This is a genomic window from Rheinheimera sp. ATLC3, assembly GCF_059429535.1.
Genome location: NZ_CM182103.1, coordinates 484089 through 500360 on the forward strand (window position 1 = coordinate 484089; position 16272 = coordinate 500360).

The 16272-nt window shown below is 49.0% G+C and carries 10 protein-coding genes; 2 read left to right on the top strand and 8 right to left on the bottom strand.

The genetic code is table 11. The features are described from left to right. Nucleotide 1 precedes the first annotated feature (1 nt). Complete coding sequence (gene pbpC / locus AC5SV9_RS02305; RefSeq protein WP_495473529.1) at nt 2-2371, bottom strand: penicillin-binding protein 1C; 2370 nt, start codon at nt 2369-2371, stop codon at nt 2-4. A 15-nt stretch (nt 2372-2386) separates the two neighbouring features. Beyond that, nucleotides 2387-8233: an alpha-2-macroglobulin gene (locus tag AC5SV9_RS02310; protein WP_475151668.1), complete on the bottom strand. Its 5847-nt coding sequence runs from the start codon at nt 8231-8233 to the stop codon at nt 2387-2389. A 260-nt stretch (nt 8234-8493) separates the two neighbouring features. Between AC5SV9_RS02310 and AC5SV9_RS02315 the strand changes: the two genes are divergently transcribed. Beyond that, nucleotides 8494-8850 (top strand): hypothetical protein, encoded by a 357-nt coding sequence (locus tag AC5SV9_RS02315; RefSeq protein WP_475151671.1) that lies wholly within the window; start codon nt 8494-8496, stop codon nt 8848-8850. A 37-nt stretch (nt 8851-8887) separates the two neighbouring features. Here the strand turns inward: AC5SV9_RS02315 and thpR are convergent, their stop codons facing one another. Further along, a complete protein-coding gene (gene thpR / locus AC5SV9_RS02320; RefSeq protein ID WP_475151674.1) occupies nt 8888-9436 on the bottom strand; it encodes an RNA 2',3'-cyclic phosphodiesterase in 549 nt (182 codons plus the stop codon). A gap of 93 nt (nt 9437-9529) precedes the next feature. Between thpR and AC5SV9_RS02325 the strand changes: the two genes are divergently transcribed. Further along, on the top strand, nt 9530-11284 hold the full coding sequence (locus AC5SV9_RS02325) for a PAS domain-containing protein (protein ID WP_475151676.1): 1755 nt from the start codon (nt 9530-9532) through the stop codon (nt 11282-11284). A gap of 17 nt (nt 11285-11301) precedes the next feature. Here AC5SV9_RS02325 and AC5SV9_RS02330 read toward each other — a convergent pair whose 3' ends face one another. The 5 genes from AC5SV9_RS02330 to nadS (AC5SV9_RS02350) form a co-directional block, all read right to left on the bottom strand. After that, on the bottom strand, nt 11302-13542 hold the full coding sequence (locus tag AC5SV9_RS02330; RefSeq protein ID WP_475151909.1) for a YgiQ family radical SAM protein: 2241 nt from the start codon (nt 13540-13542) through the stop codon (nt 11302-11304). Nucleotides 13543-13692: 150 nt separating this feature from the next. Further along, nucleotides 13693-14457, bottom strand: a complete 765-nt coding sequence (locus AC5SV9_RS02335; RefSeq protein WP_475151679.1) for a hypothetical protein — start codon at nt 14455-14457, stop codon at nt 13693-13695. Nucleotides 14458-14659: 202 nt separating this feature from the next. Next, nucleotides 14660-14944: a NadS family protein gene (nadS, locus tag AC5SV9_RS02340; RefSeq protein WP_475151681.1), complete on the bottom strand. Its 285-nt coding sequence runs from the start codon at nt 14942-14944 to the stop codon at nt 14660-14662. Between the two features lie 177 nt (nt 14945-15121). Next, nucleotides 15122-15697: a hypothetical protein gene (locus AC5SV9_RS02345; protein WP_475151683.1), complete on the bottom strand. Its 576-nt coding sequence runs from the start codon at nt 15695-15697 to the stop codon at nt 15122-15124. A gap of 221 nt (nt 15698-15918) precedes the next feature. Then, the gene (nadS, locus tag AC5SV9_RS02350) at nt 15919-16203 is read right to left on the bottom strand and encodes a NadS family protein (protein WP_475151687.1); all 285 of its coding nucleotides are present in this window, start codon (nt 16201-16203) and stop codon (nt 15919-15921) included. Nucleotides 16204-16272: the final 69 nt, after the last annotated feature.

The window sequence follows — 16272 nt, forward strand, 5'->3', positions numbered from 1 at the left end:
CTTAGAGGCTGTCCCGAAGCTGCAGTGATATACTGGCTACCCCACCCAGATCGTCAACGACCCGAAGCTGGAAAGTGCCAGCTTCGCCTTGCCAGAACAAGGTCTCGCCCGGCGAAACAGCACCAAGATAGCGGTTATCAATAAACCAGTGTGCTCTGGTCACAGCACCGTCAAAACGGGCCTGCAATGCTATTTGCCGCTGCTTTGCCGTTTGACCAAGCTGATAAATCAAAGACGGTTGCGGCGAGCGGATTTGTGGCGGTTGAACGGACAGCATCGGTACACCGCTGCATGCTTGCTGATATCGCGGCGCAGTACTTAATACAATACCCGCCTGCGAGAAGGCAGAGGCAATATCCGACGGCCAAAACTCATACACCTTAAGCTCGGTTTGCGGCGGCTGATGCTGGCAGGCACGCAAGCCTGTTGCTTTATATACCGGTACTGCCCGATGTACGTCAGACATACGGATAGGCGACACACCAGGAATAAACCAGCCTTCACGCGTATGTGGACAGTATTTATTAGGCAAGTCGCCACTGCGGCTGCACAAAGCGACTTTTTTTAAATTAAGATCAGCTGCTGGCGTAAATAGCGCCGTCTCAGCGTCTGCTTGTTGCGGCAATAACGCGAGCAGTTCAAACAATAACGGCCCGGCGGCGCTGCGGCCGATTAAATTAGGATTGCTGCTGCCATCGAAATTACCCAGCCATACTGCCAGTACATAATCCCCGCGCAAAGCAATGGCCCAGGCATCCCGAAACGCATAGGAAGTACCGGTTTTCCACGCCACCGACGCAGTGTCGGTAAGCTGTTGCAGCAACACCGATTGTGGTTTTGGGTGCTGGCGCAGCATATCCAGCGTTAAAAAAGCCGCTTCCGGTGTCAGCACCGGTTTAGCGGGTTGGGGTTCGCTATTGGCAAGCCACTGCAGCGCTTGCCAGTTACCACCATTGCCCAGCATGGCGTATAGCTGTACCAATTGCTGCATACTCAGCTCCATGCCGCCAAGTACCAGTGCCAGGCCGTAATACTCGGCACTGTGTGGTAAAGGTACGCCCGCTGAAGAGAGCCAGTGATAAAAATCCGGCGCCGTTAAACCCGCCTGTAGCTGCACTGCCGGTAAATTACGGCTGTTGATTAGCGCTTCGGTTGCACTGACCGGGCCGGCAAACTGACGGTCAAAGTTTTCCGGATTAAAGCTGCCAAAACGTCTGGGCAAGTCGTTAACTAAGCTCAGTGGATGAATAAGCCCCTGCTGCAATGCCAGTGCGTACACAAAAGGCTTCAGTGCAGACCCCGGCGAGCGCGGCGCCGTCACACCATCAACCTGGCCGGCAATAGTAACGTCATTAAAATCCGCCGAACCAAGCCAGCCGATAATTTGCATAGTGCTACGTTTAATCAGCAATGCACTGGCGTTATTGAACCCTTTGTCGCTATTACGGCGTAGATAGCCGCTCAGCTGACGCTGCATCGCCTGCTGAGTATCTGCCTGCAGACTGGTGTAAAACCGGCCCTGTAGCTCGCCCTTTGCCTGCAGCTGATTAATAAAATGCGGCGCGGCAAAAGGTAGATCTGTGCGGTGTAAAAACGTCAGCGGCAGTGCCAGGCGTGCTGCGCTGACCTGCTGCTTAGGATATTGCTGTAACCACAATGCCAGCAAACGCTGACGGGCCACCTCAAGCTGCTGCTCGCCCTGCGTTGTCAGTGGGCTTCGCACGTTAGGGTTTTGCGGAATTACACTCAGTGCCAGCGCCTGCTGTACAGTTAGATCTTTGGCTTCTTTTCCGAAATAAATCAGGCTGGCGGCCGCTACACCCTCAATATTGCCGCCATAAGGTGCGTAATTAAAATAAGCCTCTAACAGCGCATCTTTGCTGTAATGCCACTCCAGATACAGCGCCAGTATCAACTGCTGCAACTTACCCGCGAAGTGGCTGGTATCAAGTGCAAAGCGCAGCCGGGCCAGCTGCATAGTTAACGTAGATGCACCCTGGCGTCTGCCGCCTTTTAGCACACTTTGCCAAAACGCCCGGCCTATGGCTGGCAAATCAACGCCTGGATGCTGGTAAAAGCGGCGGTCTTCATACAGCAGTGTGGCCTGTTGCATAGAGGGCGCGATGTCTGACAGCGGCACCTTTAAGCGATAACGCTGATCAGCAGCCAGCCGCAGGCTAAGCAAGGAGCCATCAGCAGCAAAATAGGCACCGGACTGCTGATATTGCGGATATAACGCCGGTGCTGGCAGCAAAGACAACAGCAAAAATGCAACCGTCAGCGTCAGTAACAGCGCCAGAGCGGCATACTTCAGCACTTTCTTTAGCGCTTTAGCGTTGAGCATAATATTTCTGCCGCTACGTTTTAACACTGCTTGCTTTATCCATTACGGCGAAGTGGCCTCAACCACAAAGCGCCCGGCTGCCGTGCTGGTAAATACAGTACGATCATACATAGACTCTGCAGACGCAGTTGGCAGTGTAAAATCACCGGCAGCCGTTACTTTTACCTTGTATTGCAGTTCCGTCAGCTGTGGGCCAAAGCCAGCATAGTAAACAATACGGTCTTCACGGATATCCACATAATCAGCCCGCCAACGTCCCTGCTGGCGTGGCACTGAGCTGCGTACCACCGAAAAACCTGCCGGTAACAAATCAACTACTGCGATATTGTTATGCCAGCTGTCGGTTAAACTGCGAAGGCGCAGTCGTACTGTCAGCTCATCGCCCTGTCTGGCCTGAGTTACCACCTTGCCTTCTGCACTGAGATAATCACGCACTATTTCCAGCTGATTCGCCACCGCTTGAGTAGCGGGTTGTTTGGCAAAGCCCGCTTCGCTTAATGCATAAAACAACTGCTCATTGCTTTCAATTAAGATTTTCTCAGCGGCTGCGGTAAAGTGAGCAACGGGCGTTGCGCTGCTGTTATCGGCCGGTGCCAGCTCTGTGCGGTTGCCCTGCCCGTCCAGTTGATAAAACGTCACCTGTCCTTCGCTGCTATCGCTTTGCAGCTGGCCGTAGGCAGACAACGCCAGCACAGAGTAAGCTGCGGCTATAGTGTTGTACTGCCCGCTGAACACTGGCTGCAGCAACTGTAAAATCTGTTCACCATCCAGTGCTTTAGCCCGCTGTGGAAAATGCTGCGATATCAAATAAACATATTGTGCGTCCAAACTCAGTTGCGACTGAAACGACGGGTTGGCAAATGCAGGTAGCGGTGCATTGCTGCGTGCCAGATAGCCTGATTGCAGCGCCGACACTTTACCCAGCCGGTAGCCGGATAACAGCCCCTGTGCCAGCTCTGGCTTTTGCAGCAACTGATAGCTGGCGGCCATATAAATAGCGGCCAGATCATTTTGCCACGCTTGCTTATGTTGTTTTTCTAACCGTTCATGCAGCTCGGTCAGATAATTGGTAGTCACTTCACCGCTACGGGTCAGCAGGTAAATAGCATTGGCCCTTAGCCGCGCCTGATACAGGTTAGCGCCACTTAATCGCGCCACCCCGCGCAAATACTCCAGCCCCTGCTGATACAGATAATCCGGCACGGCTAAGCCCTGCTCACGTGCGGCCAGTAAAAAGTGCATCACATAAATGCTGGGAAAATCAGCGCTACTGTACCCGCCGGGCCAAAAACTGAAGCCGCCGTCACTTTGCTGCCGCTGTGCCAGTTTCTGAATTAACACGGCAAATTTGTCGTTAAGTGCAGGCCACTGCGCCTGATAGCTTTTTTGCTGCACCAGGCCAATCCAGGGGAATACCTGAGACACAACCTGCTCGGTACAGCCATGCGGATATTGCTCCAGATAGCGGGTAAAGCTCTCTGCCAATACCAGCGGGTTAGCAGACGCACTGACAGATAGTTCAGCAAATTGCGGATATAGCGGATAACGGGTATTGAGCCGCACAGGGCCTTTGTCGGCAAAACCGGCCTGTAATGTACTCTCATAACTGCTGGCAGGGCGGATGCTCAGGCTTACACTGCGGTTGGCGACTTCCTGCAGGTTGCCCTGCTGATAACTCGCCGTAAAACTCATGCTGGCCTCGCCCGGTACTTCACCCGCTTTTACTCTGAAGCGGGCAATCTGTTCACTATTTTCACTGATGCTCAGTTGCTGCTGTAACGGGCTGACAGCGGTTATGGTATCAGGCAGCGCAAGTGCTACCTTGATGCTGGCATTGTTACCTGAACCCTTTACACCATTGGCCACTGCCACGCTGACATCAAACTCATCTCCCGGTGCTGCACTTTGCAACACATCCGGTGTAAGCACAAAGGGCCCGCGCACACGTAAGTCTTTACTTGTAGAGGCCAGGGCATCATCGCCAACTGCGATAGCCATCACTTTCACGTTACCGCTGAAGCTGGCAGGCAGAGTTACCTCGGTTGTGGCAAGCTCAGTGGACGCTTTCAGTTTGCCCAGCCAGAATACACCCGGCTGATCAGCACGGCGGGCAAAAGGGTTAAGGTTTTTATTCAGCATCATGGCTGCGGCCAGCGCTCGACGTTCAGTATCGCCACCGACACCGGCTAACTGGCGCTGCAGCGCACTGAACTCTGGCAGCAGTAAATCAAGCATTTGCATACTACGTACCTGCAGCGCACGTTTTTGTAAGTAATGCGACAGCGGGTCCGGTAAGTCATAAGCTGCTACCTGCAAAATGCCCTCGTCGACACCGTACAGCAATAAGTCTGCACCGCGGTCTGTCTTATACCCTAATGTAAAGGCTTTACCCGGCCGCACTTCCTCTGGCACTTGCAAGCTTATCTTTAGCTGGCGTTTACTGCGGTCGATATTAAACGGCACCACAGCATAGCTAAGCGGACTGACAAACAAGGCGTCAGAATCACTGCCGCGCACAAAGCTGACATTGATATAAGCATTGCCCTCAATGCCTTCTGGCAGCTTAATGCGCTGGATACTGCTGGTTGTACTGGCGGTAAACCAGCTAAAAGCATGTACCTTATTGCTTTCGATACTGATTAAACCGCTACCGGTGTATGGTGCGGTAATATTCAGCTCTATCCAGTCTCCGGCTTTATAATCTGTCTTATCCAGCTTTACGCTTAACGCGGCGTCTTTTTCCAGCATGGCGCTGATGTTACCGGCACCGGCGACGCTAAAGGCCACTTTACCCAGTAACTGATCGGCCTGGCTAAGCTGCAGTTCAAAATCACCGGCTTCTGTGGTTGGCACTGTATAACGGCTGCCGGTGGCATCAATTGCAAAAGGTGCTTCGTTTAACATCACTTCCTGCACGATACTTTGATACTGATAAGTGCCATCCTTTTGTTTTACCAGGCTTGAAACCGGCCGCTTTTCTACCAGTTTCAGTGTCAGCTGCGAAAGCCCGATTTGCTGCAAGCTGTTGTCAATGGCAATAAACTCCAGCTCACGGCTTTGTTGCTTTTTAAGATAATTAAGGCTGCCGTCCGCTTTTACCCCGACTAAAGCACTAAGCGGCGATAACAAGGCACTGCTGACACTTTGCACGCTGCGACCGCCGCCGCTGTCAAAACCTTCAGTGCGCAGCAATAAACGGTATGTACCGCCACTGTATTGCTCAAGCGGCAATGCAAAGCTGGCTTTGCCATCTGCGTCCGTTTGCTGTTCTGGCAGAGTCTGTTTTACGGCGCCAGTTTTTATCTGTTCATCCTGTGGCGCTAAAAAACGGTACTGCGGGTATTCATCAAAACTGAAGCTTACCGGCATCAATTCGAAACGGGCGGTTACCCGCCGCTGCTGTGCCGGTGTGCCGAACAAATTATCCAGCTGCACCCATGCCTGAAGGTTCTCCGGTGACAACCAGGCAGGCGCTTTGCCGGCACTTGTCTGGTTAAAGCGACTGCTTATTTTCAGCGTATCAGGCTGAAACTCTTCGACTGAAAAACTGACCGATCCCAGATAACGTGTAGTATTACCCTTGTTATCCAATAAACTAATGCTGGCATTGTAATCGCCGGTATCGCTGCTTGGCTGCGTATCTAGCGTAAAAGTATGCAGACCGCGGCCTGTTAAACTAAAGTTTTGCTGATAAAAAGTGCTGCCCCGCGTGCCCTGCACCTGAATTTTCAGCGGCAGCTTCTGCGGCGCTGCAGCTAAATCATTCTGACGGATAATAGCCGCCAGTTGCACCTGCTCTCCCGGGCGATAGATACCACGGTCACTGAACATATATGCACTGAGTGCGTTGCTGCTTTGCTCATCCTGATAGCGACCACTGGTGTTAAATTTAGAGTAATCCAGTTGGCGGCTGTATCTATCATACGGAATAAAACTGCTGTCTGTTTTACCATCACGGCTATGGCTCACAAGATACACGGTTGGCTGACGCTCACGCTGCATACCACGTGTTTTCGCAAGCTCTACAGTGCCTTCGTTGTTTGTTGTGCCCTCAAGCACAGCGACACCGTTTTTACCCAGTAGCTGTACTTTTGCACCTGCCACCGGTTTGCCACTTGCCAGTGACATCACAAATACCTGCTGGCTGCTGTCGCTGTTATGTTTAACTAACAACCCCAAATCACTCACCAATACAACGCGCTTATCCAGCTGTTCGCCTTCATCCTTTGGCCGCGCCGGATTAAACTCTGACAACTGAATAAAAAACATGCCCATACCGGCTTTTTCCAGATACGGCTTTAAATCCAGCGCCAGATAATTCGCCTGTTTGGCGTGGCTGTTGGCCAGCGTGAAGGTTTTCTCATACACGCTGCTGATATTACTTTCATCAAAGTTATAGTTCTGGAAATATGGCTGGCTAATATCGCCACCGGTCTGGCTGATAAAATGATTCAGCTGATCGGGTAACAGTTTAAACAACCTGGCTCTGACACCCTTTACTCCGCGGCTTAACAGCTGCAGCTTTTGCTCACCGCTTAGTGTCAACAGCGCGCCTTCACCGCTTAACCTGGCTTCTTTCGGGTATTGCGGCGCCTGCACGACAGCACGATATTCGCGGCCAAGTACAAAGTCACCAGCCGATTTCAGGCCCTCAGGCACACTGACAAACAGGCTGTGGCCCGGCGGTAAATCCAGTTTAATACTAAAGCTGTTATCTGCCGGTTCAGGAGTCGGCATCAGCTCAAATTGCAGCAGGTTACTACGTTGTAATGTATCGCTGGTTACTTCGCCAACTGACCAGTAATAAGAATTACGCCACGAGTGTTTTGGCAGTGCATAGAGTTTCAGCTTATTTTGCAGCTCAGTGCGGCTGATACGGTCAGTAAAGCTCAGCAGCAACATCTGCTCTGGTTCTAGCCCGGGCGAGCGGACAATATCGGCACGCAGCTCATCTACTTTTAAAAAACTGCGCTTGTCCGGTACCAGTAGCTGCTCAGTTAAAGTTTGCCCGGTTGAGGCGCCGCCAAAACGGGCTTTTACGCCATTTTTCAGCTCAAGCGTTAAATATTGTTCGTGCTCGGGTAAGGTTAACGCCTCTGACTGCACATACAGCTCGCGGCCGGTTTTATCGGCGGTAAGCGTAAATTCAAGCTGAGCAGGTTTAGCATCGTGGTCACTGCCATCTTCACGCATCACCATAGACAGCTTTTGCTTAGCCTGCGCCAAATCAACCGGATGGCTGAAGTTAATTGTAGCCACCACTTGCCGGGTGCCGGGTTCAGCCGGGTGCTGATAAAACCGCAGCCGGTTCACTTCCGCCGTCAACGGCTGACTGCTGAACTGATACTGCTGCTGTGCCAGCAGAATATCGCGGGCAAAAATGTCTTTACTGAACGTCACCTCATAGTGCTGGCCAGCCGGCCACGCTTGTTCTGGCATAAATACCAGACTGTTTTCATCCTGCCACAGCCATTTACCTTCAACCTGTGGCTCAAGGCTTACCCCCTCTGTAAGCACTTCACCGATAAGATCAAGCCGGGCGGCTGAAAGCTGGGGCGCCGGCATTATTTGCCGGTTATGCCGGCTAAAATCATAACTAAAGCGCAGCGTTACCGGCGTGGGCTGCTCAATATCATCCTGATAATGCCCAAGCTCTGGCCCTTCAATACTGGCTTGCACTTTAAGCGGCTTTGGTAATTGCTGGTAGTAATACACGCCCCCTGCTACACCCGCCAGTATTAACAGCAGCAACAGTGTTATACCGCTGAATTTTGCTGGTTCCGACCTGGCATAATTGCGTAATTGGCGCAGCCAGTGCGGCGCAGTCCAGTTTACCGAGCCGAACACGGCGCTTAGCAGTTTGCTAAAAGATGATGCAGAGGCAGACATAACCAGTCCTTGTTAACGGGGGTACCGCCGGCGAGTATAACCGGCGAAAATTAATCACTGATGAACTATAGCATTTTGATCTGGCACACTAAATCATCTGCTGCCGCCGCTTAGCAGATGACGACTACGGCTTTATAAAAGATAAAAAAATGATAAAAATGTTATCTGCATTTATCATTTGACCGCTTCTTCTTTCCAATGTTGACTGGGTGCGCTGTACGCAAAACAACCAAGGTTCACATAATATAAAAGGAAATACCATGAAGAAGATTATTGCTGCAGGTTTATTATTGTTATCCGGTTCGGCTTTTTCTGCACAAATGGAGTGCATGGTTGATACCGCTGCCTATGACGAGTGGTCTGTCGGCCAATGCATGTCGTTTGAGTACACTATGGACTACGCGTCTAATGACGCTATCTGGCGTATCACCAATCTGACTAAACCAGTATCGTCAGTTATCTGGTCAGAAAAAACAGCTGGCTGCGATTCAACAGCTACCTATTGTACCAAAGCAATAAAACCCTATATTTTCCACTTAGGTAAGGCCACTATTTTGTATACAGATGGCACCTATGAAGTGGTACAGGCAACAGCACAGTTTGAAACCGGTTTCTAACTAAATATCGGCAGCACTTCGAAACAAGCGGGTGCTGTCATCCTTCCCTGCTGCTAAAAGTATACAGCGGAAGATACCGCACTGCACCCTCAATATTTAAAGACTGATATAGCGCAAACTCGCTGACAGCGATGCTTAGCGGCAGTACCTGCTGCGTAAACTCTTGGGGTACCGATGCGTGACGCAACAGTGTGACGTGGGGCCGGTAACCATCGTGGATCTCGTGAAACCCCATCGCTTTACAGATATCCGCTACCTGTCGTTGTAACACCAGCAATTCGCGCGCTACTGCAGACGGCGCCAGATACAGTATTTTCGGTTTGCTAAAGCTGGCCACTGTATCTAATGTCAGCTCAAACGACGGCATTGCTATGCTTTTGGCAGCAGCAACTAGAAGTTGCTTTTGCTCTGCAGTGACCTGGCCTAAAAAAAACAGTGTTAAGTGCAGGTTATCTACCGCCACAGCTTTAGCTGCCGGATACTGCTGATGCAGCACTCGCTGATATGGCAATAACCACTGCTGCTGCCTTGCGGTAAATTTAAGGCTGAAAAACAGCCTTTGCGCAGTATCAAACTGATTAAACATTTTGTACCAACTTAAGAAATTATTTTAAAGAATTTGCTTTAATCACCTGCACTTACTAGCTTTATGATTGTCCCCAAACTAATGAGAGTAACTATGTTAGGTTTATCTTCAAGTGCCGATAATATTGTTGCTGCAATTAATGCAACTCAAGCCGTTATTCAGTTCTCACTCGATGGTGTTATTCAATCTGCCAATGATAACTTTTTAAGTGTCATGGGCTATAGCCGTAACGAGGTGGTTGGCAAGCATCACAGCATTTTTGTGGACCCCAAGGAAGCGCGTTCAGAGCAATACAAAATGTTCTGGCAAAAGCTGCGTGAAGGCCATTCTCAAACGGCAGAGTTTAAACGTATAACAAAATCAGGCCAGGATGTCTGGATCCTGGCCACATATACGCCAATAAAAAAACATGGCCGGGTTGAGCGGATAATAAAGTTTGCCACAGATATCACCGCGCAGGTGCTAATGCGCGCCAATCTAGAGTCTCAAATCAGTGCCATTCACAAAGCACAGGCGGTGATTGAATTTAATCTTGATGGCAGCATTATCACCGCCAATGATAACTTTCTTAATTTGATGGGGTACAACCTTGATGAAGTGGCAGGTAAACACCATCGCATTTTTGTCCCCGATGACGAAGCCACATCACAGGCATATCAGCAGTTCTGGCAGAAACTGCGCAGTGGTGAGTATCAGACAGCTGAATACCGCCGCCTTGCCAAAGGGGGTAAGGAAGTATGGATCCATGCGACCTACAACCCGATAAAAACCCCGGATGGTAAAGTGTTCAAGATCATTAAATTTGCCAGTGATATTACGGATGAAGTGCAGCAGCGAGCCGAGTTTCGTTTGCTGTCGATGGTGGCGAATGAAACGGATAATGCAGTGATTATTTCTGACAATAACCGGCTTATTCAATATGTTAACCGTGGTTTTCAGCGTATGACCGGCTTTAGTGCCAATGAAGTGCTTGGCCACAAAGCCAAAGAGTTTCTGATTGGCCCACGCACCAACGCTGAAACTTACAGCAGAATGGAAGCCGAACTTGACGCCCCTAATGCCTTTTATGATGAAATTGAAATTCACTGCAAAGACGATTCGACGCTGTGGATCTCGGTAACCAGCAACCCGGTAATGACGTCGCAGGGCAAACATACCGGCTATATCGCTATTCTGGCCGATATTACCGATGTCAAAACTGCGGCGATTGAATCTGAAACCCGGCTACAAACAATCAGCCAGTCACAGCTGATGATTGAATGGGATCTGGCTGGCAAAGTCATAGCGATAAACGACTACCCGAATAAAATTCCAGGTATTGCTGCAGCACAGTTCAATACCACGGTTCGAAGCTGGCGCGATTACCTGCCAGAGACTGGTGTGCAAAAGCTGCTGCAGGGCAGCAGCGTAACACAAGAGTTAAAATTCAACTGCGGGCAAAAAGCTATCTGGATCGGCGGCACCTTCAGTGCGGTAAAAGACCCCTATGGCAATATTGCTAAAATTATTCTGTACGGCACCGATATTACCGAACGCTTACTGGTGGTAAAGCAGTCAGATGAGGTGATGGCGGAGCTGATTAAATCGGGTGCCAGTATCAACAATATGGTTTCAGCAATTAATGCCATTGCTGATCAAACCAATTTACTGGCGCTAAATGCCGCTATTGAAGCCGCCCGTGCCGGTGATGCCGGCCGTGGTTTTTCAGTAGTAGCAGATGAAGTGCGTAACCTGGCAGCCAAAGCCGGTACCTCAGCCAGTGAAATAAATACTGTCGTCAGTAAAAATCAGACGCTGCTAAAAGATTTGGCAACGACATTAAATACACTAAACAGTAAGGCAAGCTAAACACGCTTGCCATAACATCAGTGGCTACGGCCCTTTGCAGCGGGTTTGCCCTTTGCACCGGCTGCACCGTTTTTAGTAAACGGTTTTTTGCCCTGCTTGTCACTTTGGCCACGATTGGCAATGGCTTTCGCTGCCGGGTTCAAGCCGGTATGACGGCTCAGTGCGGGCTTGCCACCTTTAAGTGTTTTTTTAAACTGCTCGTCTTTACCTTCTTCCGGCACTAAACAACCTTTACTGCGGCCAATTAAGTGTTTTAAGCCCATTTTAATCAGCGCTTCGCGGATCATCGGCCAGCCTTTAGGGTCATGATAGCGCAGTATGGCTTTATGTAAGCGGCGCTGGCGCTCGCCTTTAGGCACCGCCACAACTTCGTCATTAGCTTTGTTGATGTTCTTCAGCGAGTTCATTTCGGTATGGTAAATGGTGGTCGCGTTGGCCATTGGGCTGGGGTAAAAGTTTTGTACCTGGTCCAGTTTAAAATCACGCTCTTTTAACCACAGCGCCAGGTTAACCATATCCAGATCCGTAGTGCCCGGGTGCGCAGCGATAAAGTACGGAATTAAATACTGCTGTTTGCCGGCTTCTTTACTAAAGCGGTCGAACATTTCTTTAAATTTATCGTAAGCCCCCATGCCCGGCTTCATCATTTTCGACAGTGGGCCGCTTTCGGTATGCTCCGGCGCGATTTTTAAATAGCCGCCAACGTGATGCTGCACCAGCTCACGCACATAGTTCGGATCTTCCACTGCTAAATCGTAACGTACACCTGATGCCACCAATACTTTTTTAATGCCGGGTAAATTGCGCGCTTCGCGGTACAGCTCTACCGTCGGGCTTTGGTCAGTATCCATATGCTCACAAATGGTAGGATATACACAGCTTGGCCGGCGGCACGTCTGCTCGGCTTTTGGGTTTTTACAATTTAAGCGGTACATATTGGCAGTGGGGCCACCAAGATCGGATATCACGCCCGTAAAACCCGGTACTTTGTCGCGAATATCCTTGATTTCCTGCATAATCGACTCTTTCGAGCGGCTTTGAATAATACGGCCTTCATGCTCGGTAATGGAGCAGAACGAGCAGCCGCCAAAGCAGCCACGCATAATATTGACCGAGGTTTTAATCATCTCATAGGCAGGAATTTTCTCCTTGCCATATACCGGGTGCGGCACGCGCTGATACGGCAGGCCAAACACTAAGTCCATCTCTTCTGTACTAAGCGGAAATGCCGGCGGATTCACCCAGATGTGCCGGTCACCATGGCGCTGCATGATCGCGCGCGCACAGCCTGGGTTGGTTTCCTGGTGCAAAATGCGCGACGCATGGGCATACAATGGTTTGTTCACGCTAACCTGTTCAAAGGCTGGCAGCTTAACGTAGGTTAGCTCCCACGGCTTCTGCCGTGGTGGTTGCACCATAATCGGTTTAGCTTCCACTTCCGCAGGTTTGGTTAAATCAATACCGGCTTTGGCAAATTCAGAATAGCTGCTGCAGCCGACATCATCGGCGCCATAAGGGTTGGGGATCGGGTCAATTTTACCGATTTTATCAATGGCGGTGGAATCTACCCCGCGCCAGCCAGGCAGCGGCTCTTTGCGGATAACCGCAGTGCCGCGCACGTCCTGAATCTCGCTTACCGGCACGCCAGAGGCAATACGGTGCGCCACTTCCACCAAAGGCCGCTCGGCATTGCCGTAAATTAAAATGTCAGCCTTAGCATCGAAAATGACCGAGCGGCGCACTTTTTCTGACCAGTAATCATAATGCGCAATACGGCGTAAACTGGCTTCAATACCGCCGATAATCACCGGTACGTCTTTAAAGGCTTCTTTACAACGCTGGGTGTATACGGTGACCGCGCGGTCCGGCCGTTTGCCGCCAATATCACCGGCAGTATAGGCATCGTCATGGCGCAGCTTTTTATCCGCGGTGTAACGGTTAATCATCGAGTCCATGTTGCCGGCGGAGACGCCAAAAAACAGGTTCGGCTTACCCAGGCGCATAAAGTCGTCTTTGCTGTGCCAATCCGGCTGGCAAATCAGGCCAACGCGGTAACCCTGTGCTTCTAACATGCGCCCGACTACCGCCATACCAAAGCTTGGGTGGTCAACATAGGCATCGCCTACTACCAGAATAACGTCGCAGCTATCCCAGCCCAGCTTGTCCATCTCGGCGCGTGACATCGGTAAAAATGGCGCTGTGCCATAGCACTCGGCCCAGTACTTCGGGTAAGAAAATAAATCGCGCTCAGGCGCCATGCGTGCTACAGGGGCAGATTTGCGGGAAACGGGAGTAGCAACAGTGGACATAAATTAAGCACCTGAGTGTAACAAGGGCGCGTATTATACAAGGAGTAAAAGGGAAAGGCGAATGGTGGCTAAAGCATGTAATTCCCGCAAAGTTTGTTGCTAGAGTGAAAAATCTGCATTAACGAGTTTCATATGAATTCCAGAGATTTCAGAAATTTCTCCACAAACCCAAAAAGGTGTATATTCATCCATAACTTTAAAGCGGCTTATATCTTTCGATGTATCAAGAACAAGCTCCACGATATGAAGGACCTTCTCTGTTTCCACTAATACAGTATAATTATTTTCATTTTCTCGAATCCCTGAGAAAGCACATTTCCATTGGACTTTCATACCTATATAGCTATTAATCCTGTTTTCCTTTTCAAAAGGTTTGGCATTATTTATCTCTCGCTTTATATCTGTACAACTAGGTGTTAAACCGTACACATCAATATTAAATGGAGGTGGCTTGCTGAAACGTTCAATGGAAGCCAAAGCAGGAAAGACATCGTGAAATAAATGCGGTTTTTCGTGCCCAAAAACTTCTCTTTCACTTGACGGGATAGAATTTAATTTTTCATCGAACTCTTTAGTTGAATAGATCATCTTTTGCTCCAAGCCATCAACTCTAGTCTCTAATTCTGATAGCTGTTGGCTGGTATCGAAGCTGTTCTTTTTGAGACCGAAAACAGAATAAAAAAGCGCTACTACACAAATGGCAATTTCACCAATCAATCCTTTAACTAACAGTTCTCTTTCACTTTCATTAGGAGTGCCAAACCCAAGAAAAACAACACCTAAAGTACCCAAGACACTCAATACAAAAAGAGTAAGAAAAACCCAAAAAAGTATCCACTTCATTTTTTCATTCGAAGCATTCATAAGTTCCGCTTATTATTTTCAAAGACAATCAGGGCTAAACTTTGTATTTTATTACCCTCTTTCAACTACTTACTAAAGAGGTTTTTTAGATTAAACGTGTTCATACATTTACCGAAAAAATGAACTGGGTCAAGGCTTTATTTGCTGCAAAAGCTAAGAGCGCAAAAATGCGCCCTTATTGTGGTTTGGTGTACCTGCCAGATTAATGCGCGGCCAATTGATGGTAGAACTCGGGGTTATCCTGAATCGTCGCCAGCACTTTGGCAGCCAGGCCGGTTGGGTTACGCCGCTTGCTCTCCCAGCTTTTAATGGTATCAACACTGGTACCCAGTGCTTGTGCTAACTGGGCCTGAGTAATGGCTAAACTTTCGCGTAGGGCTTTAACATCAGCGACTTCATAGCGGATAACCCGGCTTGCTGTTTTCTGGCCTTGCTTAATCTGCACTGCTTCGGTCAGAGAATCCTTTAACTCGTTAAAGATACTCATACCACACCCCACTTTAGCTTCCTAAGTTAAAAAAATACGCCTACTGCTACGACGCCTATGATTTTAAGCCCTGAAACCAGCCATTTGACACATTCCAAAATCAACCCAGCGTACCTACATTGACTCCATACCAAGCTATTACCTCAGTTGTTACAGTCACCTTTAGCTCTAATTAAACTAAATTACTGGACATTGCTTATTTAACTCTTGTAAGAAGCCACTATCGGTTAACAGCATACTCACTGACTTACGCGAAGCTTTGGCAAGAAAACGGTCTAACCTATTTGTCTCAAACATTCCGTTGTCATGATAGCCCCGTATTCTTTTAATAGATTTAATATCGCCATCTTTGAGTAAGGTGTAGGTTAAATCAACAATAGAATCACCATTTATTGCGTCCCAGCCGGCCATATGTATAGTCGCACTCAACTGACATTGAGTTTGTTGCGATGGCAACATAACCTCCTTAAACGCATTACTGACTTCGCTCTGAACAATCTCTGCAATGGTGTTTGAAAAAACGACTCCAGGTGTACTGCCATCTGACTGACAGGGCAGACAATCAAGCTGAGACATCGAATTCTGGCTAATTCGAACATGTGGCTCGTATTTAAAGTCGACTATTTCAAGATTAGGAAGATTCTGCCGCGACTGTATTGGCTCATATGTGCCCGAAGTCGAAAGATCATAATGTTGCGGCTGAACGGCACAGCCTGAGAGAAGCGCAATTAATGGTAAGAACAGCTTTTTCATGTTTTAAAATTCCCTTTACTGCTGAGAGAAAAATAGAGATAGCGAATTTATTGGCGTACAAAGCATTTATTATCACTTATATATAGCAATAACGTGCCACCTGATTTTGTTGCTAAACGACGCTACATTTACCGAAAATATCAACTTGGTCAAGGCTTTATTTGCTGCAAAATAAAGGGCGCGATAATGCCCTCCTACTTTGGTTTGGTGTATTAACTGGATTAATGCGCGGCCAAGTGATGGTAGAACTCGGGGTTGTCCTGAATAGTGGCTAACACTTTGGCGGCCAGGCCGGTTGGGTTACGCCGCTTGCTCTCCCAGCTTTTAATGGTATCAACACTGGTACCCAGTGCTTGTGCTAATTGTGCTTGGGTAATGGCCAGGTTTTCACGAAGAGCTTTCACATCGGCGACCTCGCAACGGGTCACCCTACTTGGCGTTTTCTGGCCTTGCTTAATCTGCACTGTTTCGGTCAGAGAATCCTTTAACTTGTTAAAGATACTCATACTACACCTCGCGTATTAACCACAAAGGCGTACATAGTACACCTCGCAATTCAATCGTCCAAGCTAATG